At 28.8% G+C, this 22,849-nt stretch carries 38 protein-coding genes and 1 pseudogene; 35 read left to right on the top strand and 4 right to left on the bottom strand.

What is annotated here, in order from left to right:
* The first annotated feature begins 81 nt into the window (after positions 1–81).
* From AC2GW8_RS15025 to AC2GW8_RS15015, 3 genes are all read left to right on the top strand, one after another.
* Positions 82–354: an HU family DNA-binding protein gene (locus tag AC2GW8_RS15025; RefSeq protein WP_440880696.1), complete on the top strand. Its 273-nt coding sequence runs from the start codon at positions 82–84 to the stop codon at positions 352–354.
* 200 nt (positions 355–554) lie between these two features.
* Entirely contained in the window at positions 555–1,325 is a 771-nt protein-coding gene (locus AC2GW8_RS15020; protein ID WP_440880695.1) for a pentapeptide repeat-containing protein, read from the top strand.
* A 467-nt stretch (positions 1,326–1,792) separates the two neighbouring features.
* Complete coding sequence (locus AC2GW8_RS15015) at positions 1,793–2,332, top strand: transposase (protein WP_440880694.1); 540 nt, start codon at positions 1,793–1,795, stop codon at positions 2,330–2,332.
* A gap of 61 nt (positions 2,333–2,393) precedes the next feature.
* Here AC2GW8_RS15015 and AC2GW8_RS15010 read toward each other — a convergent pair.
* The 3 genes and pseudogenes from AC2GW8_RS15010 to AC2GW8_RS15000 all read right to left on the bottom strand — a co-directional run bounded on the left by AC2GW8_RS15010 (position 2,394) and on the right by AC2GW8_RS15000 (position 4,697).
* Positions 2,394–3,061, bottom strand: a pseudogene (locus tag AC2GW8_RS15010) (phosphatidylinositol-specific phospholipase C domain-containing protein).
* A 27-nt stretch (positions 3,062–3,088) separates the two neighbouring features.
* Positions 3,089–3,364: a hypothetical protein gene (locus AC2GW8_RS15005; RefSeq protein WP_440880693.1), complete on the bottom strand. Its 276-nt coding sequence runs from the start codon at positions 3,362–3,364 to the stop codon at positions 3,089–3,091.
* Between the two features lie 364 nt (positions 3,365–3,728).
* Positions 3,729–4,697: a phosphatidylinositol-specific phospholipase C gene (locus AC2GW8_RS15000; RefSeq protein ID WP_440880692.1), complete on the bottom strand. Its 969-nt coding sequence runs from the start codon at positions 4,695–4,697 to the stop codon at positions 3,729–3,731.
* A 931-nt stretch (positions 4,698–5,628) separates the two neighbouring features.
* Between AC2GW8_RS15000 and AC2GW8_RS14995 the strand changes: the two genes are divergently transcribed.
* The 8 genes from AC2GW8_RS14995 to AC2GW8_RS14960 all read left to right on the top strand — a co-directional run bounded on the left by AC2GW8_RS14995 (position 5,629) and on the right by AC2GW8_RS14960 (position 10,566).
* On the top strand, positions 5,629–6,936 hold the full coding sequence (locus AC2GW8_RS14995) for a tyrosine-type recombinase/integrase (RefSeq protein ID WP_440880691.1): 1,308 nt from the start codon (positions 5,629–5,631) through the stop codon (positions 6,934–6,936).
* Positions 6,920–7,249, top strand: coding sequence for a hypothetical protein (locus AC2GW8_RS14990; protein ID WP_440880690.1), 330 nt, complete (start codon positions 6,920–6,922; stop codon positions 7,247–7,249). Before AC2GW8_RS14995 ends, AC2GW8_RS14990 begins: the two co-directional genes overlap by 17 nt.
* A complete protein-coding gene (locus AC2GW8_RS14985) occupies positions 7,246–7,617 on the top strand; it encodes a hypothetical protein (protein WP_440880689.1) in 372 nt (123 codons plus the stop codon). The genes AC2GW8_RS14990 and AC2GW8_RS14985 overlap by 4 nt, the downstream gene beginning before the upstream one ends.
* Positions 7,618–7,730: 113 nt before the next feature.
* Positions 7,731–8,342, top strand: coding sequence for a response regulator (locus tag AC2GW8_RS14980; protein ID WP_440880688.1), 612 nt, complete (start codon positions 7,731–7,733; stop codon positions 8,340–8,342).
* Between the two features lie 137 nt (positions 8,343–8,479).
* Positions 8,480–9,259, top strand: a complete 780-nt coding sequence (locus tag AC2GW8_RS14975) for a hypothetical protein (RefSeq protein WP_440880687.1) — start codon at positions 8,480–8,482, stop codon at positions 9,257–9,259.
* 168 nt (positions 9,260–9,427) lie between these two features.
* Positions 9,428–9,616 carry a hypothetical protein gene (locus tag AC2GW8_RS14970; RefSeq protein WP_440880686.1) on the top strand — a complete coding sequence of 63 codons (189 nt, stop codon included), beginning with the start codon at positions 9,428–9,430 and terminating at the stop codon, positions 9,614–9,616.
* The gene (locus AC2GW8_RS14965; RefSeq protein WP_440880685.1) at positions 9,588–10,388 is read left to right on the top strand and encodes a hypothetical protein; all 801 of its coding nucleotides are present in this window, start codon (positions 9,588–9,590) and stop codon (positions 10,386–10,388) included. Before AC2GW8_RS14970 ends, AC2GW8_RS14965 begins: the two co-directional genes overlap by 29 nt.
* Positions 10,381–10,566 (top strand): hypothetical protein, encoded by a 186-nt coding sequence (locus AC2GW8_RS14960; protein WP_440880684.1) that lies wholly within the window; start codon positions 10,381–10,383, stop codon positions 10,564–10,566. The genes AC2GW8_RS14965 and AC2GW8_RS14960 overlap by 8 nt, the downstream gene beginning before the upstream one ends.
* A gap of 5 nt (positions 10,567–10,571) precedes the next feature.
* Here the strand turns inward: AC2GW8_RS14960 and AC2GW8_RS14955 are convergent, their stop codons facing one another.
* Positions 10,572–10,958 (bottom strand): hypothetical protein, encoded by a 387-nt coding sequence (locus tag AC2GW8_RS14955; protein ID WP_440880683.1) that lies wholly within the window; start codon positions 10,956–10,958, stop codon positions 10,572–10,574.
* A gap of 88 nt (positions 10,959–11,046) precedes the next feature.
* Here AC2GW8_RS14955 and AC2GW8_RS14950 point away from each other — a divergent pair, with 88 nt between their 5' ends.
* The 24 genes from AC2GW8_RS14950 (at position 11,047) to AC2GW8_RS14835 (ending at position 22,843) form a co-directional block, all read left to right on the top strand.
* On the top strand, positions 11,047–11,325 hold the full coding sequence (locus tag AC2GW8_RS14950; RefSeq protein WP_440880682.1) for a hypothetical protein: 279 nt from the start codon (positions 11,047–11,049) through the stop codon (positions 11,323–11,325).
* Positions 11,326–11,565: 240 nt separating this feature from the next.
* Positions 11,566–11,892: a helix-turn-helix domain-containing protein gene (locus AC2GW8_RS14945; protein WP_440880681.1), complete on the top strand. Its 327-nt coding sequence runs from the start codon at positions 11,566–11,568 to the stop codon at positions 11,890–11,892.
* A gap of 31 nt (positions 11,893–11,923) precedes the next feature.
* Entirely contained in the window at positions 11,924–12,355 is a 432-nt protein-coding gene (locus AC2GW8_RS14940) for a hypothetical protein (protein ID WP_440880680.1), read from the top strand.
* Positions 12,355–13,035, top strand: a complete 681-nt coding sequence (locus tag AC2GW8_RS14935) for a RecT family recombinase (protein WP_440880679.1) — start codon at positions 12,355–12,357, stop codon at positions 13,033–13,035. The genes AC2GW8_RS14940 and AC2GW8_RS14935 overlap by 1 nt, the downstream gene beginning before the upstream one ends.
* Positions 13,032–15,119 carry a DNA translocase FtsK gene (locus tag AC2GW8_RS14930; protein ID WP_440880678.1) on the top strand — a complete coding sequence of 696 codons (2,088 nt, stop codon included), beginning with the start codon at positions 13,032–13,034 and terminating at the stop codon, positions 15,117–15,119. The genes AC2GW8_RS14935 and AC2GW8_RS14930 overlap by 4 nt, the downstream gene beginning before the upstream one ends.
* Positions 15,120–15,124: 5 nt before the next feature.
* Entirely contained in the window at positions 15,125–15,514 is a 390-nt protein-coding gene (locus AC2GW8_RS14925; protein ID WP_440880677.1) for a single-stranded DNA-binding protein, read from the top strand.
* 290 nt (positions 15,515–15,804) lie between these two features.
* Positions 15,805–16,011, top strand: a complete 207-nt coding sequence (locus AC2GW8_RS14920; protein ID WP_440880676.1) for a hypothetical protein — start codon at positions 15,805–15,807, stop codon at positions 16,009–16,011.
* Complete coding sequence (locus AC2GW8_RS14915; protein ID WP_440880675.1) at positions 16,004–16,858, top strand: phage replication protein O; 855 nt, start codon at positions 16,004–16,006, stop codon at positions 16,856–16,858. Before AC2GW8_RS14920 ends, AC2GW8_RS14915 begins: the two co-directional genes overlap by 8 nt.
* Complete coding sequence (locus AC2GW8_RS14910) at positions 16,848–17,417, top strand: hypothetical protein (RefSeq protein WP_440880674.1); 570 nt, start codon at positions 16,848–16,850, stop codon at positions 17,415–17,417. The genes AC2GW8_RS14915 and AC2GW8_RS14910 overlap by 11 nt, the downstream gene beginning before the upstream one ends.
* A 9-nt stretch (positions 17,418–17,426) precedes the next feature.
* Entirely contained in the window at positions 17,427–17,582 is a 156-nt protein-coding gene (locus AC2GW8_RS14905; RefSeq protein WP_440880673.1) for a hypothetical protein, read from the top strand.
* A gap of 13 nt (positions 17,583–17,595) precedes the next feature.
* Entirely contained in the window at positions 17,596–18,303 is a 708-nt protein-coding gene (locus AC2GW8_RS14900; RefSeq protein WP_440880672.1) for a hypothetical protein, read from the top strand.
* An 8-nt stretch (positions 18,304–18,311) separates the two neighbouring features.
* A complete protein-coding gene (locus AC2GW8_RS14895) occupies positions 18,312–18,587 on the top strand; it encodes a hypothetical protein (protein WP_440880671.1) in 276 nt (91 codons plus the stop codon).
* A 5-nt stretch (positions 18,588–18,592) separates the two neighbouring features.
* Positions 18,593–18,730 (top strand): hypothetical protein, encoded by a 138-nt coding sequence (locus AC2GW8_RS14890; protein WP_440880670.1) that lies wholly within the window; start codon positions 18,593–18,595, stop codon positions 18,728–18,730.
* A 12-nt stretch (positions 18,731–18,742) separates the two neighbouring features.
* Positions 18,743–18,967 (top strand): hypothetical protein, encoded by a 225-nt coding sequence (locus AC2GW8_RS14885; protein WP_440880669.1) that lies wholly within the window; start codon positions 18,743–18,745, stop codon positions 18,965–18,967.
* A 9-nt stretch (positions 18,968–18,976) separates the two neighbouring features.
* The gene (locus tag AC2GW8_RS14880; protein ID WP_440880668.1) at positions 18,977–19,468 is read left to right on the top strand and encodes a hypothetical protein; all 492 of its coding nucleotides are present in this window, start codon (positions 18,977–18,979) and stop codon (positions 19,466–19,468) included.
* A gap of 189 nt (positions 19,469–19,657) precedes the next feature.
* A complete protein-coding gene (locus AC2GW8_RS14875) occupies positions 19,658–20,311 on the top strand; it encodes a DNA cytosine methyltransferase (protein WP_440880667.1) in 654 nt (217 codons plus the stop codon).
* Between the two features lie 5 nt (positions 20,312–20,316).
* Positions 20,317–20,472 carry a hypothetical protein gene (locus AC2GW8_RS14870; RefSeq protein ID WP_440880666.1) on the top strand — a complete coding sequence of 52 codons (156 nt, stop codon included), beginning with the start codon at positions 20,317–20,319 and terminating at the stop codon, positions 20,470–20,472.
* A gap of 109 nt (positions 20,473–20,581) precedes the next feature.
* Positions 20,582–20,923 (top strand): hypothetical protein, encoded by a 342-nt coding sequence (locus AC2GW8_RS14865; RefSeq protein ID WP_440880665.1) that lies wholly within the window; start codon positions 20,582–20,584, stop codon positions 20,921–20,923.
* A gap of 17 nt (positions 20,924–20,940) precedes the next feature.
* Entirely contained in the window at positions 20,941–21,204 is a 264-nt protein-coding gene (locus AC2GW8_RS14860; RefSeq protein ID WP_440880664.1) for a hypothetical protein, read from the top strand.
* Positions 21,204–21,461: a hypothetical protein gene (locus AC2GW8_RS14855; protein WP_440880663.1), complete on the top strand. Its 258-nt coding sequence runs from the start codon at positions 21,204–21,206 to the stop codon at positions 21,459–21,461. Before AC2GW8_RS14860 ends, AC2GW8_RS14855 begins: the two co-directional genes overlap by 1 nt.
* 3 nt (positions 21,462–21,464) lie before the next feature.
* Positions 21,465–21,908 carry a hypothetical protein gene (locus AC2GW8_RS14850; protein ID WP_440880662.1) on the top strand — a complete coding sequence of 148 codons (444 nt, stop codon included), beginning with the start codon at positions 21,465–21,467 and terminating at the stop codon, positions 21,906–21,908.
* A gap of 52 nt (positions 21,909–21,960) precedes the next feature.
* Positions 21,961–22,371: a hypothetical protein gene (locus AC2GW8_RS14845; RefSeq protein WP_440880661.1), complete on the top strand. Its 411-nt coding sequence runs from the start codon at positions 21,961–21,963 to the stop codon at positions 22,369–22,371.
* 29 nt (positions 22,372–22,400) lie between these two features.
* The gene (locus AC2GW8_RS14840; RefSeq protein ID WP_440880660.1) at positions 22,401–22,589 is read left to right on the top strand and encodes a hypothetical protein; all 189 of its coding nucleotides are present in this window, start codon (positions 22,401–22,403) and stop codon (positions 22,587–22,589) included.
* A 38-nt stretch (positions 22,590–22,627) separates the two neighbouring features.
* The gene (locus AC2GW8_RS14835; protein ID WP_440880659.1) at positions 22,628–22,843 is read left to right on the top strand and encodes a hypothetical protein; all 216 of its coding nucleotides are present in this window, start codon (positions 22,628–22,630) and stop codon (positions 22,841–22,843) included.
* The last annotated feature ends 6 nt before the right edge of the window (positions 22,844–22,849 follow it).

Raw genomic sequence — 22,849 nt, 5'->3', positions numbered from 1 at the left:
TTGTACAATCGTCCATTCCGTCTATTTTTGTTAAGCTTATTAGCGAGAAATATTAATTAATTTTTAAAATCTATTAAAATTATGAACAAAACAGATTTAATCGAGGCTATGGCTGCTGATGCTGGAATTTCAAAAGCCGATGCAAAAACTGCATTAGATTCATTCACTAAGAACGTATCTAGCACTTTGAAAAGTGGTGGGAAAGTAGCTTTAGTTGGATGGGGAACATGGTCTGTATCTAAAAGAGCTGCTAGAGAAGGAAGAAACCCTCAAACAGGTAAAAAAATTCAAATTGCTGCGAAAAATGTAGTAAAATTTAAGCCAGGTGCTGGTCTAAATGATACTGTAAATTAAGAATATTCAAAAGCATTTATATAAAAAGACTACCAAAATTGGTAGTCTTTTTTTTATTTAAATAAATAATCAGTTCGGTATTTCCATATATTTTTGGTAAAATCAATACTTTAATTAATATTTTTATTTCATAAATTAAATTTTAGACGTAACATTTTTAAAACAATGGTGTCTTTATTACATAAACATAAACTTCAATAATGAAAGATATATTTCTAATAATATTACTTACACTTACAGCAAGAACTATAAATGCTCAAAGCATAACCAATGCTTCAGACATTATGTTAGCTATTAAAAATGGAGGCGATATTAGGTACTCCAATACAACGATTAAAGGAGTTTTAGATTTCACCTTCATGAACGAAACCCTTCCAAAACTATCAAAACGCAATCGTTGGTGGAATAGTAGCGGTTCCAATACAGTTACTAAAGAAATAAAAAATGAAATTTATTTTATAAACTGCACTTTTATAGATGATGTACTCGCGTACATTCCTCATGAAGAAAGCGGATACACCTTTGTTGCTAACTTTGAAAATAGAGTTACATTCAAAAACTGTTTTTTTCGAAAAAAAGCGTTGTTTAAATACTCTGAATTTGATAAAAAAGTTGAGTGTTCTTTATCTAAATTCTATAACGATACTACTTTTAAATATGCTAAATTTAAGGATAAATCAAATTTTAAAGGCACTTATTTTGACGAACCTACAACCTTTAAATACGCAAACTTTGAAGAATATATAAGCTTTGAAGATTCAGTTTTCGACGAAACAGCATCTTTTAAATACACAAAATTTAACAGAGGTGTGTCATTTAATAATGTTAAGTTCAAAGAAGATTTAAACCTGAAGTATGCTAAAGTAAAGGGACCTTTTGACATTAAAAATATGGAAGTTACCTTTAATATTGATGCAAAATATACCAATATAAATGGAGAGAGCTTCAACAAATACCAAACTAATAAATAAAATCTAAAAAGTAGTTTTGTTCCTCTTAAATATATCATGTAATTTGTAAAAATTAAAAACTTTAATAATTTTGTAGCCTTCTTTCAATAGCTTATCGATAATTTTAAAACAAAAAAGTAATCCAAATATTTTATTACTTACTTCAGTTCTTTTTATCTGAAATTTAAATAGCGTTATACTAATTTCATTCAAAATATATTTTTTGAACTATAATAATAAACCAGCTATTTTACATATTATCCTCCTGTGGTAAATCTTTATCGTACCTCTATTTAAAATTAAAAACAACTAGTAAACTACATATAAGTTACGGTTTACCGTATGATCTATTTACTAAAAATCATCAATTTGCTGATGAAAAATTAAACATATTAATAACGATTAATTAGTAAATAACTTATTTAACTACGGAAATAAAACACTCTTACAAGTTTAAAAACCAATTAAATATACATGAAATTATAAAGATGAGTAACACATATAACGATGGATACAATACAGTTCCTTTACACGGTTCCTTTATCAACAGATACAATTATTTAGCAAATGAATTAAAAATTAATAACTCTAAAATTACCTCAAAAAAAAATGAGCATCAAAAAACATTCCTGAATCAAATTGATCAACTTATAAATTGGAATCCAATAAAATTAGCATTACAAAAATATTTTAAAAACGATGAGTTTTATCATGAAAATAGAAGTTATAACACACTTTTACTTTTTAAAATCTGCTTACTTCAAGTATGGTATAGATTAAATGAGAATGAAATAGAACATCAAATAAACGATAAGATGTCTTTTAAATTATTTTGCAATTTAGATACTGCTAAAACAACTCCAAACCATAAAACACTCACAAAATTTCATCAAAATTTAAAAAGTTTAAAGCTACAAAACACGTTAACTAAAGAAATTAATAGACAGCTTGAAAATCAAAAATTCATAATAAAACTAGGAACTATTAGAGATCCTTATATTTCCCTCAAACCAGAATATGTAAAATAGTTTCATTTACATAAAAAGACACAACATTAATTGTGTCTTTTTTATGTATGTGGCTTAATTATTAAAAATTTGTATTAATAATAGCCTGTATAAGATCATCTCCTAGGTAATCCATGGCAACAATCCCTGTTTTAATTGTTGGATTAGCTTTTAAATAGTCTAGTAAATACTCATTTACATCATCTGCTATAACATAAGGAAATAACCAACCTGTTGCACTAGAAAAATTTAAATAAATATTTTCTTTATCCTTATTTGATGCTTCAAGATGTTTTTCAACTTTTTTATACTTTGAGTGAGTAGAACTAAAAAGATTTAGTTTATAATCATCTTGTATTCGTAAACAGTTCCACTTTACTCCCCGTAAACCAGAGACGTTTTCAATAATAACAATCTTTCCTCTTACCTCTCCTAAATCTTCAGGTAAATTGCACGAATTTGGATCTTCTGGATCAAAAAAGTAATCATCTCCTCCAAATCTTCTGTAATAATCATTAAAAACTTTTATAAAATTCTCATCCGATTCTGTTGAATATTCTTGTTTGACCCTCATAAATATAGTTTCATCTGGATTATTTTTAAGAAACTTTTTTAAAGCCATAATCACTTCTCCAAAAATTTTTTTTGAAAAAATGCTCCATGATGAATAGAAAATGTACCTTCTTTTAAGAATCGACATCTAGCATCAATAAATCTGATACCTGCTTTTAATTGCTCTTCAATACTCATTGACTGACATTGCACATAAAGATCCGCTCATAAACGACCATAAAGTGCAAAAGTTTCATGTGTACCTGGAATAGAAATATCACCTATTTTTTTTGAATCTGGTAAAGCAGACATCCATTTCGAGTTATTCAAATTAGTTAGTTCCCCTGAATTATAGTGTTCTGATCCTAAATTATTTGATCTCTGCTTACTAGCTATTGTTAAATTAGTAGTATTTTGTTCTTCTAAACTGTCATCTTTTGAACAGCTTATAAGAAGCGTTATCCCAACCGCGAGAGCGGTCAGCTTTAATTTAAAATTCATTATTTTTTATTTTATCTTTTACAAAAAGATCATAAATAAAAAATAAATTTTACAAAAAATTAACGTTTAGATTGATTTTAATAACATAAATATTAATTAGAAAACAAGTTTTCTCTTAATAAAACGATAACTTAAATTCATTTTAATTACTTCAGAAGTACTACATTGAATTTTATACTAAACCTAAAAAGTATATTTGAAAATAGATAAGATTATAATAATAATTTCTATTAAATTTTTAATTTGTTTATGGCTATCAGAATAAAATTTTACTCTGATAGCTTTTATGTTCCATAAAACATAAATAAATATAAAACGGTTAAATAAATATTAACTTTATTTAACCGTTTTTTATGTAAAAAATTTACTTAATAAAATTGTTCGTATTTATAATAGCTTGTATAAGATCATCTCCTGGGTAATCCATAGCAACGATACCTGTTTTAATTCTAGAGTTAACTTTTAAATAGTCAAGTAGATCCTCATTAATATGCCCTGCAATAAAATATGGAAGTGCTAACCCATACGACGAATTCCCACTGGTAAAATTTAAATAAATGTTATCTTTATCTTTAGTTGAAGCTTCAAGATGGTTCGTAATTTTTTTATATTTTTCATCAATATTAAAAAGCGTTTCGACTTTATAATCATCTTGTATTTTCAAACTATTCCATTTAATTCCAGGTAAACCCGAAACATTCTCTATAATTACTATTTTCCCTCTAACACTTCCTAAACTTTCTGGTATATTGTGTTCTTCACTTGATTTTGGCACATAAAAATTATGTCTTCCATGCTTATCAAGATATTTCTCAAAAACTTCAATAAAATCATTATCTTTCACATCATCTGAATATTCCTTTTTTACCCGAATAAAAACTGTTTCACTAGGATTTTCTTTTAAAAACTTTTTTAAACTAATAATTACTTCGCCAAAATTTATTTTTTGATATATAACTCCATGATGAATTGTAAATACTTGATCAATTAACCTACATCTTATATCCATAAATCTAATTCCTGATTTTAATTGTTCTTGAATATTCATTGATTGACACTCTGCAATGCTTCCACCATACAGTGCACATGTATTATGAGTTCCTGGTATAGAAATTTCTTCAATTTTTACTGAATCAAAAAGCTGGGACATCCATTTTGAATTATTTAAAGATGTATATTCTTCATCATTATAAGATTTTGACCCTATTTCTTTGAGTTTATCTTTTTCACTTTTATGAAAATTAATAGTGTTTTCATCTATTAATCTATCATCTCTAGAGCAACTCATTAAAAGACAAAAATTGAATAATAATAGTAATTTATATAATTTCATTATATTGGTTTTAAACCAGAACGTTACTTTAGAAAGCTTATTATTAGTTTTTGAAGTTGATCTAACAGACATTATCACTGTAAACGTCTTACTTAAATTTCGTTTAAAAACAAAACTGATTTTATTATTAAACTTATAAATAAACCATTACACAATTCTATTTTCTATTTTTTAGCATAAATAAATTCACTTTTATTACACGACAATTAACATAAAATTATTCTTTAATTAACTAACTCAAGTGACAACCTTAATGCTTACTTATTAGTATTATTGCTACCTAATTTCTAACCAAGTTTCGATTACAATTTTATAAATATTAATAATCAATAGAAATTTCCTATTACAATATATTAAATTAAACCTATAAATAAATACTTCAGTAATACTACATCTGACTTTATTTACCTCTCAATATATAAATTTGAAATGCATAAGTTGTTAATAGCTATCAGATGAAACTTTTAAGATATAAATTTGTATCTATTAGCCCCTCTGATAGCTTATCCTTTTAAATACAAATCTCCTGAAAAAAATTTAGTGAGACCTTTATTAACTCAATAAGAGTAAAGCATTTATAAAATGAGCTCTATAAAAATGTAGTTTTCTTTTTTAAAGATTCGACAACTTTCATATTTAAATACCGTACTTATTTTTTATACTGTACTTTGTGAGGCTTTGCTTGCCACTAGCCTTTTTGAATTCAACACTTACAAGAACCGTGTATTGACGTTGGCTACCTTTACAGCGCTCAAAGGTTCGGATTTACTATTTATTATCGAAGTAATAATTATACTTTTTAAACACTTATTATTGGTTAAATAATAGTTTTTTATATATTTGGAATTAAAAAAGAATCAAAAAAGAATATTACAAATATTAATAAATACTACCCGTCGTCATTAAGTCGTCAACAAAATACTATAAAAACATGGCAACTGTAAATTTTAACCTGCTTGGAAAAAGCACCCCATCAAACATATATTGTCGTTTTATTCACACAAGAGAATATCAATTTAGAGCTAGAACTAATATTTTCATCAACCCAAAATTTTGGAACGCAAAACAACAAAAAATTAAAAACACATTAGAGGTAAAAAACAGAAACGATATAAACAGAAAACTCAGTTTTCTGAAACAACATATAATCGATGACTTTAATGAATCATATTCTAATGGTGTTTTAATTGACAAACTATGGTTAGAAAATTCAATAAAAAAATTCTTTAAAAGACCAACTGAAGATTTAAAAGAAAAAATCCCAAACAGACAAATTTATCTAATAGACTATTGCAAATGGTGGATTGAAGAAAAAGTTGATGACTGGGCTTCCTCATCTGGCAAAACTTCCTTTAGCAAAAACACAATACATGGATATAAAAATTCTATTAATTCATTATCAAATTTTATTGAAAGTGAATATCTCAACAGTAAAAAGCTTTTATTAAAAGATTGTGGTCATGATACATTGAAAAAGTATATTCAGTATTTGAAAAACAAGGGACATTCTAATAGTACTGTGAATATAAAGAAGAGTAGACTTCGTTTTTTTCTAAGCAGAGCGGTAGAAGATAATTTAGAAGTCGACACAAGCTATCAAAGGAGAATTTTCATTCCTAAAGAGAAGGAAATTCTTTATCCTTTTTTAAATATTGAAGAACTTCAAAAAATATTTAAAATCGAAATAAAAGATAAAAAACTCGACGATGCTAGAGACAATCTTTTAATAGCTTGTTGGACTGCTCTAAGAATTTCAGATTTCAACAACAAACTATCAGAAGAAAATATATCTAAAGATGGTCATATTTTTTTAGAAACAACAAAAACGGGTGCGGAAGTTGTTATTCCTTTACACCCTGTTGTGAAATATATTCTAAAAAAACGAGATGGAAAACTCCCCGACAAAGTTAGAGACAGCCTTTTTAACAAAAGGATCAAAGAGGTATGCAAACTATGCGGAATTAATGAATTGACCGAAGGATCTGTTTTTGACAATGAAAAAAAGCGAAAAATAAGAGGTACTTACGAAAAATATAAATTGGTAACATCCCATATAGGACGAAGATCATTTGCTACGAATCATTTCGGAGAGATTGACGAAGAAATAATAATGAAGATTGGAGGCTGGAAAAACAAGGAAATAATGCATCATTATGTTAAAACTAGACCAACAAAATATGCCTCAAAACTAAAAAATTATTGGGACGAAACATATAATGAACATGGTTCTAAAAAATAAAAGAATTCATAAACTCGTTCAACCAATGGTTGAACCAATCGTTAACAATATAGTAAATGTAAATGAAGATGAAGATGAAGATGAAGATGAAGATGAAGATGAAATTAAAAATAGAAAAAATCAAAAAAAATCGCAGGCATTTTACCTGAAAAATCTTTCTGAAAGGAAGTTAAAAATGTTTATAACACTCATAAGAATTAAAAAAGTATTTATTTTGAATAAAAAGTATAAATTAGTAATTTCGCAATTGGAAAAAGCTTTTCGTTTAAAAGCAAAAACCCAAAATATATTTTATAAAAAACCAATACAATGAAAACAAAGTCTGACTCAGAAATTTTAAAAGAAGTTATGGATGAATTAGGTATAACTAATGCAAGTCACTTTTCAAGAGAACTCGGTTATGCTAATGGGTCTGCAATTTCTAATATTTTAAGAGGTGAAAAAGGAAAAAATATATCTGAAAAATTAATAGCTAAGATAACAGATAGATACCCTTTAGTAGATAAATTATTTCTCAGAAAAGGAGAAGGAACTATTCTGAAACAAAATACATCAATAGAACTTCAGGGCGATAAAACAAACTACACTTTGAACGATTTACCTAAGTTAACTTTACAACTTCTTGAAGAACAAAAAAAAACAAACGAGATATTAATGAAAATATATAATCGCAACTTGTAAAAATTACAAACATAAATATTAAAATGGCAAAAATTTAACTGAATTCTCAGGGAAACGTCTACAAAAAATTATTTTCAGAAATATATTTTTGTGAAGCTTAAAAAAGTAAAAGAATGAAAATACATGTTGCTGATGATCATAAACTATTTATTAGTGGTGTAGATAGCTTATTACAACAATCCAATATGAAAGTAAGTAGTTACTCTCTAAACGGAAAACAAACTATTGAAGCCCTAATAAAAAAAGAAATAGACGTTCTATTATTAGACATATCACTTCCCCTTGTAGATGGTTTTGGAGTACTGAAATTTATAAAAAACCAAAACATTAATGTTAAGACTATTGTTATTTCTGCATTTAATGGAGAAAAATTTATTTTAGACAGTATCAGATATGGAGTCAAAGGCTACATATTAAAAGAGGATATCGATATATGTCTAGCAACAGCAGTTAGAAGCGTCTATCATAACAAAGAAATTTTTTCACATCAAATAAGACCTCTCGTCTGTGAAATAAAGGAAAAGATAGAGTGTTTTGAGACGCTTTCAAAAAAGGAAAAAGATATTGTAGATCTTTTTTCAAAAAGACTAAACCCTAAAGAAATTCAACAAAAATTAGATATTAAAAGTCAAAGCACTTTTAGAACATATACGGAGAGAATAAGGAAAAAATTGAACATACTTAACAATGCAGGAATAGCTAAATACCTAGATATCACAAACTGATAAAGTTTAGTAAAATCTGCTAAATAATTATCTTTATCGATTAACTTTTTTAATCGATAAAATGAAAAAATTAGCATTATTAGTATTTGGTATTTGTTTAGTATTTACATCTTGTACAGACCAAACAGAAGAACAAAATGGACTCATCGAAGCAGCATATGGAATTCAAAAACAAGATTCCACTACACCAAACAGCAACGGAAACACACCAGAACTGGAAGAAGAATAAAAACCTGCTTTTTTTTGTCAAAACCGTAATACTTAGTATTCTTTTGGCTTCTCTTAAATATGCGTATGAATTCACTAATGAATACAGCGATAGCTATATTATTGCCCTAAAAGAAGCTAAAAAGTTACAAAATGAAAATACAAAAGCTTTAAAAAAAGTAAAGAAAGAAGCTAAAGAAAAACAACTAAACTCTTTTATTGCTTATGAAAAGATTAATAATAAATATCGGGAATCAAAAAATAATTTCAATAAAATAAAAACTAAGGAATCGGTTAACGGCTTCAAGTCATTCCATTTTTTTGTTGAACGTTTTGGAAGTACTACATGTTCTTTTATTTTCTCTCTATGGGTTCTGATAACTTTTTTAAAGAAACACAAAGAGGAACCTATTTATAGATTATTAGGTAAAGCATTCATGGCTTTTGTTTTTCTATTGTCAACTATATTCTCATATTTTTGGATTTTTCAAAAGTTTCAAGACTTGTCAAAATTAGAATACTTTTCTATGGCTATAATTGTATGTTGCTTAGTAACTTTTGCTTCATACTATCTTTTTAAAGACAGAAAAGAGTATAACGAAATAAGAAATAAAGCTTTCATAGACCTAGCAGAAACCGCTATTAAAAACGCTGATCCTTCAAAAAGAGAGGAAATGGTAAAATATATTGACAATCTATTGAAAAAATAAACATACTAAACCCCGTAAAAATGAACAATCAATCCCCCCTTCTACATTCTAAAAAAAATCATCACCCTAATAATAAAATATTTTCTATTTAAGAGAGTATATAGCAATATCAAGCCTCTATAAAATTATTCATTTTACCTTGCTTTAAATTTAAAATCATTGAGTAAAATGAAAAAAACAACAGCTATTACTTTATTGCTTATTAGCGCAATGTCTATAAGCTCATGTACAAATGACCAAACCCTTGAAGAACTAGAAAAAATAAATGAAAACAACAAAAAAGTTCAAAAAATATTTATCTCTCCCTCTGAAACAGGAGAACCAGGAGATGATATGTCAGGTAGCGAAGAAGGTTAAAATATCTTTTTTAATAATTTTTACACTATTATCAATTTCAGGAACCTTTTTTCATTATTTCCAAGAAAAGGTTCCTAGAGAGTTAGCAGAGCATCGAAAAACATTTATTCCTGAAATAAAAAACGCTAGAATAAACTCTTTAATCAAGTTAAAAGAAAAATTGATTTCTAACGAAATATCAATTAATAAATTTTCTTCTCAATTTGACAAATCAATCAAAAAGAGCGAGCAGAAAGAAAAAGAATACTACAACAGAAAGAGAGAAATATTAGAAAAACACTCTTATTTCAATTTTCAATCAAAAAGACAATTTACATTTATGCTGTCTCTAATCTGTCTTTTAGTGTTCACATCTATTCTTTCTATTTTTTCAAATCATAATAAAGATATAATGCTTAGAAAAATTGCAAGTATAGCATCATATTGCACAGGAAGTATATCTCTTTTTTGGCTATTTTGGGTTTTCTTCAACTCAATAATTAATGAAAACAACCTGTTATATCTTTTTATGTTTTTAACTTTCAGTCTTATTGTCTTTTTTATAATTTTTAAAACCATAAAGCTATTTGCAAGTAAAAAACTATCGGTACAAATACTTGTTGATTTTATTTATAGAGCTAGAAATAAACACTATCCGGAAATTGCTTCAAAAGCTCTTCATGCAGAAATGTATGATGAAGCATTAAAAAATGGCAAAAGTGTAGCAAGCATTAGCGAAAACTTTGATAATGATTTATTAAACACATTAGAACATGTTATCGAGAATGGATAAGATTATAAGAAGATATAATATTTATAGAAATCTCAAGAAAAAAGGATTAATAAAAGAAATGAATAAAGATTTCTTTATTAAAAGTATAAATGAACTTAATATTGAAAAGCTTCAAAACGAAAAAGAAAGACTCGAAAACAAACTTTTAAACAACATTCAAAAACTAAACAATAAGTAGTGATATTAGGTTTCTTTTAATTTAGCTTCTAAAAGCTTGTTTGCTTCTTCTAAAATTGATTTTTCATATAACACTTTCATCATCTCTTCTTTATCAAATTTATCAGCATTATCTATAACATACGTTGCAATCTGGTGAATTGTGAAGTTTTCCAGACCTTTTGTATAATCTGAATTTATTTTATGAACATTACTATTTGTCTCTATTAGATTGTTATAAAATTCAATAATTATTTCTTTTGTTTTTCTTCTTGGGTTTTCTACAGTCCCTTCGAAAACTTTTCTCAATCCAGTTTGACTTTGACCTGAAAATTTATGAATCTCATAAGCAGTAACCTCATTATCAATAAGGTATTTAAGTGCTTTTTTATAAGTCTCATCAATTTTATTCATAAATACATCAAAAAAGTTAACCTTTGTGTTGCAAAGTGACGTAAAGTGTACTATATTTGCTACACAACAATAACAAAAATATGAAAAAATGAACATTAAAGCCATTTATAAAGTAATTATTACAAGAAGAATGATTTTTGATTCTAGTAAAAACATTTTTAAAAAAAAGAGTAAAACCTTACTAAGCAATATTAAAATTTTATTGAAAAAACACTATGATGAAATTAAAATGGTTTCAAAATCAAACGGTAAAAATCTAAACCCCACAGTTTATAAACCTTTCATATATAAAATTAACACTTTGAAGGTTCCCGTTTTAAACAAACCTTCTTTTAAACAGCACAGTGGATTACCTCCATTAAACTAATAAAATTTGATAATTCTGTATAAGTTCAGAACGGTCATGATTTTTGTTTTGTTGTAGAAAAGAGGGGAAGACCTCCCCTCTTTATTTAAAAAGATGATAATAAAATTTAAAATAGAAGATAAACTAAAGTTTGTTAAACAACAAAAAGGAGAATAAAGTAGAATGGTAAAAGGATTCTAATTTCACTCAAAATAGGTCATCTACACCTTTTCTCCTTTTTCAAATCAAAAACATATACATATGGAAAATCCAACAGGACAAAATGATAACTCTATAGACATTAAACTACCCATGACAGGCAAATTTTACGAACAAATTGCTCAAGAACTTATTAGGACATCCAAAAAAAATTTTATTAAAAAAATAACTGAAAAAGCCATTGAAATCAAAAAGGCTGAAATCCTAGCAACCGTATATACTCCACAAGAAATAGCCAAAAACACAAAGCTATCAACTCAAACGATACACAAACATATAGAAAAAGGGTATTTAAAAGCTTTCGGACCTGGAAGGCAAAAAAGAATTACCGCAGAAGCTTATCAAGAATACATAAATAATAGATTTTAATAAAACACTGCTTAGATAAAATATTAAAAAGATGAAGAACTTTGAATTAATATATACTGATCACCTAAAAAAGCTTAAACACTTAAAATCAGAAGACAACAACTACCAAGAACTCAACCCAACACATTCAAAAGCAGAATGTAATTCTCTTTTTGTTGATCATAATAGTAAAAGAATGTGTTTAACCACAATAGACAACGGTGGAAGATTGACCATTCTGAAATCACTCCTTTCTGAAAGAGGATTAAAAAATGAATTTGAATTGAAAACTTCTGATCCTTGGTCTAGTTATGAAAAGTTAGAAAAAGATGGGTATCATGAGCTTAACAACAGTCACAAATCCTTCTCAGAAAGCAACTGTTTATTTATTAATCACATAAACAAAACAATGTGGTTTACTACAAAGAACAACGGTGAAACATGTATTAATTTCTTAAAAACAACCGAACAAGCTTTAGCATAATGGGAGAAAAAAAGGAATTTACACTTATTGAGGCAAATGAGTCACATGAAAGTATCGCTAAAACTTTCGGGTATTCACCATCAGAAATTGCCGTAATTCAAAAAAGTGTAGCCAAAGACACCTCTAAGGTAGAACTGGCCTACTTTATCAATGTTTGTAAAACAATGGAGCTAAATCCATTTAACAAAGAAGTATGGTGCTATAAAGACAAAAAAGGCAACTTACTAATTTTCGCTGGTAGAGACGGATTCCTTTCTAAAGCACAAAAAAACCCATTATTTAATGGAATAAGAAGTGGTGAAATTAGAGAACATGATGACTGGAAAATTGATATTCCTAATGGGCATATTAAACACGATATAACCAAACCTTTAAAAGAAAGAGGCAACGTCATTGGAGGCTATTGTATTGTATTTAGAAAGGATGGTGAACCAACAATTGAATTTGCCGATTTCGATACATACAACAAAGGTTATAACACTTGGAAAAGTCATCCAGCCGAAATGATTAAGAAAGTTGCGGAAGCCCATGCCCTAAAAAAAGCATTCGGTATTAGCGGAATACAATCCGAATACGAATTCAATATAAAAAATGGTATTGCTATACCAAACAACACTTTAACTCTTGAAGAAAAAAAAGAAGCTTTAAAAAAGAAAGGAACTAAACCTGAATTACCATGATAGAACCAGAAAGAATACATCAATACAAAGGGTTAAGTACTGATCAATACGAAGAGCTATTTAGTAATTATTTGATAGAGAGCTGGAGCTATTCAAAAGTCAATACTTTTTCAAGAAATGAAAAAGCATTTGAAAAGCAATACATCTACAATGAAGCGTTCAAAAAATCAAGTACTACTATAGCAGGTAGCGCATATCATGAAGCTTTAGAATACTATTTCTCTAACAAAAAAGAGGGAGTAGAAAAAGATATTGTAGACATACAAGAAGTTGCCTTTAAGTATATAAAAGAAGTACCTTCTAATGAGTGGAAGATTCAAAAATCAACACCAAACATTGAAGCTTGTGTTCTTTCAGCAAATAAAACAGTTACCTCACTTATTACAAATTTCTATTCTGAAAAACATGTCTATGACTTTGATGAAATACTTTTTGTAGAAATATACAACAAAGAACTCTTGACTATAAACGGTGTGGACATCCCTATACCTTGTCATTCAAAAATTGATTTGATAGTAAAAAAAGATAATAAAATTATTATCATAGATCATAAGTCTAAAAAATCTTTCTCTGATCAAAAGGAAATTACTTTAAGCATAGGAAAACAAGCCATTACCTATGTAAAATCAATTGAAGCAAAAACCAAGCAAAAGGTAGATGAAGTTTGGTTTATTGAAAACAAATACAGTAAAAATAGAAATGGAAGCAATCAACTTACATGCTTTAACATAGAGCTAAATAAAGATAATAGGGCTGTCTACGAAGCTTTGTTATACGAGCCTTTAAAAAGAATGATTGAGGCAGTTTCAGATCCTAATTATGTCTATTTACTTAATGATAGCGACAACCTAGTAGATAAAGCTGAGTTAAATGCTTTCTGGTCCAGAACAATGATAGCAGAAGTAGATGATTTCAATATTCCTGAATCTAAGAAAGAGCTTATCGAAAAAAGGCTTAAAAAAATCAGGGATTCATCAATAGCAAATATCTCCCCCATAGCTATAAAAAAATTCAAAAAGAACGCATCAGAATTTATACAATTCAATTTAAATGATAAAGACATGAAGAATGAGGAAAAGATAGAACACGTTTTGAGAACCTTGAATGTTTTAGTTAAGGTAAATACCGTTTTAGAAGGATATTCAAGTGATACCTATTTACTAGAAGCTTCATCCGGAACAAACTTAGGAAGTATTTACAAATACAAGTTAGATCTAGCGCACGCTCTGAATGTTCCAAGCATAATTATAAAAAAAGAGCTTATTATTCATAACGAACAATCGTTTTTGGCCATTGAAGCCCCAAAGAAGAGAAAAGAAATACTGAATTTCGATTTAAAACACCTTCATGGTAAAAAGATTCCAATTGGCATAAATAATTTCGGTGATGTGGTTTTTTGGGATTTAGAAAACCAATCTACACCTCATGCAATCATTGGTGGGGCAACAGGATCGGGTAAATCAAAAATGCTCGAAAGTACGTTAGAATATGCTATTGCTTCAGGAATTGAGGACATCGTAATTTTTGATCCCAAATACGAGTTTGGAAGATACAATGAAAACCCTAACATAAATGTTTATAGCGACATTGACGATATAGAGTCCATGATGGAACTATTAGTGGAAGAAATGAATAGATATGTTAAAAATCACAAGCAAAAATTACGCTTAATAATATTCGATGAATTTGCCGATGCCCTATCATCATCTAGTAAAGGGAATGATCTGAAAGTTTACGAACATCAAGTTATCGGTAATTACAAAGATGGTCGAGAAAAAACAAAAAAAATACATGTAGACACCAAAAAATCTCTTGAAGAAAACTTAAAAATTTTATCACAAAAAGGTAGGTCTACAGGGCTCAGAATTGTAGCCGCTACACAAAGAGCATCCGTAAAAGTAATATCAGGTGATACCAAGGTGAACTTCCCTGTTCAAATATGCTTCAGAGTACCTAAAGAAATAGATTCAAAAGTAGTTCTAGGAGAACCAGGAGCTGAAACTTTAACAGGTAAGGGCGATGGCTTAATTAACTCACCAGAGTACACAGATTTAGTGAGATTTCAAGGGTTTTACAAAAAATAAAAATTATGCTAAACGAACACAAAATTATTGGTCATCTAGGAAATGACCCAGAAAAAATATCATTTGAAAACGGAGGCTCAATAACAAAGTTTTCTGTTGCCACCACCAAAAAATGGAGGGATAAGCTAACTAACGAAATGAAATCGGACACACAATGGCATAATATAGTTGCTTCAGGTAGATATTCCGATTTAACTCATCAATACCTAAAAAAAGGAAGTAAAGTTTATCTAGAAGGCGAACCAAGACACAGAAGCTATGGAGAACCCAAAAAATATATTACCGAAGTTCATATAAATAAAGTGATATTCCTTGAAAAAACTGAAAGACCAACACCTTTGGATAATATGCCAAATAAGATAAAAAGTAACGACGATGATGATTTACCATTTTAAAATTAAAACAACAATGATTTATGAAAATAGTAGCTGATAAGGAACAATTAATCTAAAAGGAAAGCCTTTATAGACCAACTCCTCCCCTCTCACCTAAAAGCATTTTAAGCTTATTAGCACAAAGAATAATAATCATAGATGCTGAATATTAACGAGCAACAATTAACTAAATCATTAACCGTAAGAACTACGTATTTACACATCTTAACACTTAAGAAGTGTGTTACATAGTAGATAAATTAATCGCTCTTATTAAAGAGCGCAACTAAACTTAATAAAATCAACAACAGATGAATACTTCTATTTTATCAAAAAGGTGGTTTAATTTCTCATTTGAAAACACCGAAAAAGCCCCCTCTACACATACAGCCATATACTTCTCTACTATCGATGCATGTAATCGTCTAAAATGGAAGCAGAAGTTCTCTTTTAGATCAAAAGAACCAATGGAGGCAATTGGAAATGAACTAAAATTTAATAGTAAAAAAGATGTCTAAAAAGCGATTTATTGATATTTCAACCTTGCCCAAAACTTGGCGCAAGCTTGATTCAAACTTAAAACTAACTTGGTACTGGCTTTGGAATAACTGCGACCCATCTGGAGTTTGGGAAATAGATGAAGATTTCTTCGAGTTTGAGAATGGATTTGAAATCGATACTTCAAGCTTGACTAAAGCTCTACCAAATGAAATTGAAGCTTCAAATGGGAAAGTTCTTTTAAAAAATTACATTGTTATAAACTATTGTGATTTTTCAAAATTAAAGGAGAATTATAATCCCCACAAACCTCTTTTCAGGAGTATAAAGAAAAACAACCTTAAGCTTCAACCAAGCTTAAATCAAGCTTGCTTTAAGCTTGTAGAAGAAGAAGAAGATGTAGAAGAAGATGTAGATGTAGATGTAGATGAAATTAAAAGTGAAAAAATCAAAAAAAGAATCACAGGTAACTTAACAGAAAAATCATTTAGCAACGAAGTCGAAAAATGTTACAAAAACTGTCTAATCCATTTCCCTGTAAACCTTCACCCAAAGGATGATGTAATTTTTAAATGGAAAGAAACCATAGACAAGCTGAATAGAATTGATAGAATCCCTTTTAAACTTATCGAAGAAATAGTAAACAAAACGAGAGCAGACAGGTTCTGGGCAACAAATTTTCTAAGCATTCCTAAACTAAGAAAAAACAATCCAGATGGCATTCCATATGTCGTTGTTTTCAATGAAAAATTCATTAAAAATGCAAAAAAAATCAAATCAATTAATAATTCAGAGCCAACAGGAACAATCTATTCAGAAGATTTCTACCGCAAACACACCTCTGGATTTGGCTCCAATGGTGGTTAATAAAATAGTCAGAACTAATAGCATTTCAGGAGTGTTAACTTTTGCCAAGGAAAATAACTTGAAGACTTTCGGAATGATAAAAAAAGACAAAGGAATCAACTTTGTTAAGTCAACTATTTCTATTTGGATTGCTGGGCTAAATGAGTTTATATATGGCAACGACAGAGACAAGGCTTTAACTGAATTTCAGATAGAAAATACAGCAGACATCTTATCGGAGCGATTTGAATTCTCAAATATTAACATAGCCGATTTAAGTTTCGTATTCAAAAAAGCCTATGCTGGAGGTTACGGGAAGCTTTATGGCAGACTTCGACCCGATATTATAATTAATTGGTTTATTGAATATTTCAATGAAAGATGTAACACAGCTGCTCAAATCAGCGATAACCAACATTTTAAATCAAAGAACTTTTTTAGAGATGTTCCCAGAGATACTGAAAAGTCAGATTTCAGAAACTCGATACGAGAAGCAAAAAGTTTTTTAAGAAGAAATAAAGAAAGATCCGAAGCTAAAGAGAGAGTCAGAATTGCAAAGGAAAATTTCAATAAAAAATAAACCTCTAACGTGGCTAAATCAAAATCATTCAAATTACCTCCAAATACTGAAGTCGAAGTAGTGATGACAAAGGTTATGACAATGAAAAGATACGAGAATATATTCCAAAAGGCGAAGAAAGAAGGATGGAAAGTACAAGCCTATCAAAAAGGGTTCAGAAATTAAATTCTAAAAAACTATGTCAAAAAACAAAATAAAAGAACAGGGTTATTTCGATACGTCATTTAGTTTGTCATTAGAAGATAGAATGACAAGCTTAAGAGCTGTTTCAATTGCTGTAATTTTTTACATTATTGGCTATGCAGCTAAACTTACCGTACTATTTAGCGATGCTTTAAACGCTAAAATCCCTAACATCTACATCAGAATACCTACTTCTTTATTTACTGCATTAGCATTATCAGTAGGCTTGTTAATTGTATCAGTTAATGAGAATAACAAGAAAACACCTTACCTGATTGCCTTAATGGATGCCATTGCTTTATTCTTACTATTTGATGTTCTGAACTCTCAAGGAACAGATATAATAACAACATCATTTCTAAGTGTGTTTATGGCTTTTGTTGGTTACAACTTAATTAATGTATTTGTAACAAAAAGAAAGCAAGAATTTAACGAAGCAAAACAAACTCTAAACAACTTAGAGCAAGAAGTTAGCAACAAGAAGCAAACCCTAAACAATACAGAGCAAGAACTTGACAACGTAAAACAAGCTCTTAGCACATTAGAACAAGAAAAAACAGAAGTAGAGCAACAAAAAGCAATAATAGAACAAGATTTAAAGGAACGAACTTGTCCACATTGCGACACAACATTTACATCTAAAAAGGCTTTGAATCCTCACATAGACAAATGTAAAATGAATCCAAAAAACATAAAAAACTAACTGTAGTTATGGAAACATTTGAGGAGTTCTTAAAATATTTGAAAAAGAATAAGATAACTGAATTTACATTCAAATCATTGTCTGAATTTTTATCAAAGGAATTTTTAGTTCCTAAATCAAGAGTAATTTCTTTTTGTAAAAAAATGAAAGATATAAGTATGATTGAAAAAGTATCTATAAGCGGAAATTGTCAAAGTACTTGTGCGAGTTGTTATGAGTACGGATGTGAAGAACCAGGAAGACCGCCAATTAATTTTTGGAAAGTAAAAACATTAAATCTGTAGAAATAGTGGAAGATTTAATAATTGAAATTATTAGAGGTTTTTATTTGAGTTCAGGAGCATTAGACGGAGAGTTCGACATAAATGATTTTAATACATCGTATGTTGATAGCGTAATTGATGAGCAAACTAAAATTAACATTTAATCAGTAGTAAAAATGGCAAAGCAAATTTATAACGGAGGTATTCAAGCTGGAATATTGAGAGCAGCTAAAGATAGTGGAGCGATTCTAGGAAAGGAAGATGAAGAACGTTTAAAACTTTTGGAATCACTTCCAAAAAATCAATGGATTGATTTGGATGATAGCGATAACCCAATATCTAAAGATGAAGCTAAAAAGAATTGGAACGATCATCTTTCAAAATTTAAACCAATTAAATAACTGTAGAATATGGAATGTGTTATAACTGATTTGAATTCTGTTTGCAATGGATGTGGCTATTTTAATACGAACACCAACGCAAATAATGGTTATGCTTGCTCTCATTCAGATTGTAGTGATTGGGTTACCGTTGATAATGATGGTTATACAACGGAAATTGAAAACAACACAGCTATACGATTGGTTGCCCAATCCTTTACAAAAAGGAACATTAAATGCAATCGAAGATTAGCTAAAAAATTTTTGAAGAAAGCAAGAAAATCAGATTTACGAATGGAACTTACTAAAATAGGAGTCAAGACTATTGGACTTTGTTTCAGTTTTACCTGCCCAATTGCTTGGAGCGTCGATTTTGAAGGGATGAAAAATTACTCTAATTCAAAAGAGTATGATTATATCGAAAGCAAAGATGAAATGCCCTGGGGATTTGGAGATGATTTAATGGGTATCGAAAAATCAAAAGCAGATAAATTAGGAATAACAGTAGTAAAAATGAAATAGATTTTGGGTTAAAAACGAAATATTAATCACGAACTACGATAGCAACTAGCTATCAAAGAAATTGCACACAAGATCCCTTTGATGGGTGGAAAGCAATACAAGTAAACATTTATCGGGAGGTTTCGCACAAATGCTTTTTGTACCGATTTTTAAAACAATAGAATTATGAATAAACTAAAATAATAAATTTTGAAGATACTAAACGCATATGCAGGGATCGGTGGAAATCGAAAATTGTGGGGAACTGAGCATGAAGTTACAGCAATAGAATTTGATGTAGCAACAGCAGAAGTATATAGTAACTATTTTCCTAATGATAATGTTATTGTTACTGATGCTCATAAGTTTATCCTAGATTACCATAAAGACTTTGATTTTATTTGGAGTTCTCCACCTTGTCCGACTCATTCTGACATTCGCCGGTGTGGAGTTCACTCAGGTCAATACAATGCCTTGTATCCTGAAATGACTTTATATCAAGAAATAATTCTTTTACAAAATTTTGCACCTAAAAGAACTAAATGGGTTATAGAAAATGTAATACCCTATTATGATCCATTGATACCAGCAACAAAGAAGTTACACAGACATTTATATTGGTCCAATTTTCCTATAGGTAATTATGAAGTCGATAAACAGGAACGTAGACATGATAAAATTACAGGAAATTCAACAGTCTACGGTTTCAATATTAGTAAATCTAAAATTAAAAATAAGCGTAAAGCATTAAGAAACATGGTTGATCCCAAGTTAGGAAAATTCATTTTGAATTGTGCTTCCGGTGTCAGAGTAAAACAAAATATAAACCAAATAGACATATTTGACTTATTAGAAAAATCTTAGAACTAATGAAAAGAACGCTGAAAACAGAAGAAATAGCACTGTACTTACCGCATAAACTAAGATGTATAGTTGAAGGAGAAGAAAATGTATTTGATTTTGTAGGAATATCATATTTTACTCGGATTGAATTGAACGAATTGCCAGACTTTGATTGCTTTTAAATCTGTAGTATGAAAACAACATTTTTTACAATAATGATTTTTAAGGTAATCGGTTTTTTAGCAGGAAGATACCAAAGTAAAAACAATCAAAAACAGTAAAATTTTAGATATGGAAACACATGAAGATTATATGAATGTTTGGGCGAAAGCTGAAAACGAGATTTACGAAAAAAACCAAGAAGTATTGAATCTGGTTAAAGAAATGGTTAGCCAATCTTTTTTTGAGGAGTTAGAGGAATATTTAGAGGAATGCGACAATACTTCACAATATAATTTAACAAATGATTCTCCAAATGATAAACATAAACAAGATGAAAGCGATTACGAATTAATCAAGGTCGCTTGGGTTAATCAATATAGAAATGGTGGCTATACTGGAGATGACTTCGCAGGGCAAATTTGGATAAAAATAACCAATGAAAAGTATTTTACTTTTCATTACGAAATGTAAAACAAACAGTAGAAATCATGATAACAAGAGAAGAATTAAAAGAAATAGGTTTCAAAGAATTATCACATTTTGCAATAGGAAATCCTCTTAATTACAATTTTTCTAGAGGCAGATTCTTATCAATTTCCTGTATAGGTACACCTAACGAGATGATGGTAATAGGTCAAAAAGATGATGATGCTTCTAACGAAGTAACGGACTTAGTGGTACTCCATAATTGGGACTATGATAATTTTTTAAAAATAGATAAGGTAAAATCAATAATTAAAATACTGAGATAATGGAAAAAAATTCAAGCATATTCAATCTCATGAATGGAAGGCAAAAAAAGGTTTTTGCGAAAGAGTTCATTAGTCATGAAAAATATCATCTCCATAAAATTAACGATGTGATTATATTTAGTTTTTTTGAAGAATTTGGTGTTGTGAACAAACAATCAAATCACTTTCAATTTTTCGAAGATGAAAAAACAGCATTAAACCATGTTCTCGACTTCTTCAAAGATACAAAGAATGAACAACAGCAATTAAACTTGTAGTAAATGAAGCTAATAAAAGATATATCATTTTATGTATGCATAGCAATTATAATTTCATTGATTACAGAAGTGTTGAGCTTTAAGTTTTTATTTAATTATCTACGGCAAAATGTTATTGGTATTTTATTAGCTATGTTGACTATTAATACCACCATGTTAGTTTTAATCGCATCAAAAATTCATAATACTTTAATTAAATACCCAAAATTAAACTTTTCCAACACAAAAAAAGAAATGAAAATTTCACTTTTAGAACAGGCAATATTGATTCTGGTAAGTATTATTTGCCTGCTAATTTTAGATAATTCTAAAATATCTTATGAAGATAAAGACTTCGCAGTTAATACAATTTTGATAACTGTATTAATTTATGCGGTTAGTATTTTATGGGATACTGGGAGAGCCGTTTTCGTATTTAATGATGAATTGAAAAAAATAAAATCATGAGTATCAAAAAAAAGAACAAACAACAAAATCAAATTTAAACTAACAGTATAAAATGAAAAAATTAAGAAAAACAGATTTAGCTAGAAAAACATTTAAGAATAAAGGATTTTCATACTCAAATATAGGAAGTAAAGAAATAGGAATCCTTATTAAAATATTGAAGATAGAACTCGCTAAATTTAACAATAACGGCTTTAGAATGACATTACAAAAAGTAAGAAAAAAAGATATTGAATTCAACGAAGACGGAACTCTCAAAAAATGTTTTTTAACTGTTAATGGTTATTTAATTGAAAATAGTCTGGAACAGCTTTTTAAAGACCGTGAAGCTATTTCCTTTAACACACCAGACAAAAATGGAAATCACTTCATAGGTTTTGCAGGATGGAGTTCTTCAGCTAATGAAAAACCATTTTTAACTGCTTTTTATAAATTCATGAATACCATGGAAAACAAGAGATAAATAAGATAATTAAAATTAACTTTATAGGTATGAGATGTATTATTCAAATAGACGAGACTTGCTTTGTTGCAGGGTGGCCACAAGGAAATCCACCAAGAACTACTAAAATAGAATTTGCGCAACAATTTAACTCTGATAAAGAGGCTAACAAAAGGATTAATGAAATCAAAGCCTCTGATCCTTTAAAAATGCACAAATACAAAATCCTGAATTTTTAATTAAAAGAAAATAACTTCATTTAAAATTTAAAAAAAATATGAAAGACGATGACCTACATTTATTGAGAAAGAGAATGCAAGGAGCTCAAAATTTTATATGTTTCGCTCAAGAATATTTTTCTCCTAAAACGGGGGAAATAAAAAAAGAAAAAATTTTACCCTTGATAAAAAAAACAATCCCTCATGCAAATGCATCAATGGAGTACTTAAGAACATTTATACCTTCTTCACACTTTAGAGACAACGATGAATAAAAAAAT

The organism is Tenacibaculum profundi (assembly GCF_057162725.1).
This window is presented reverse-complemented; position numbering and strand designations above follow the sequence as displayed.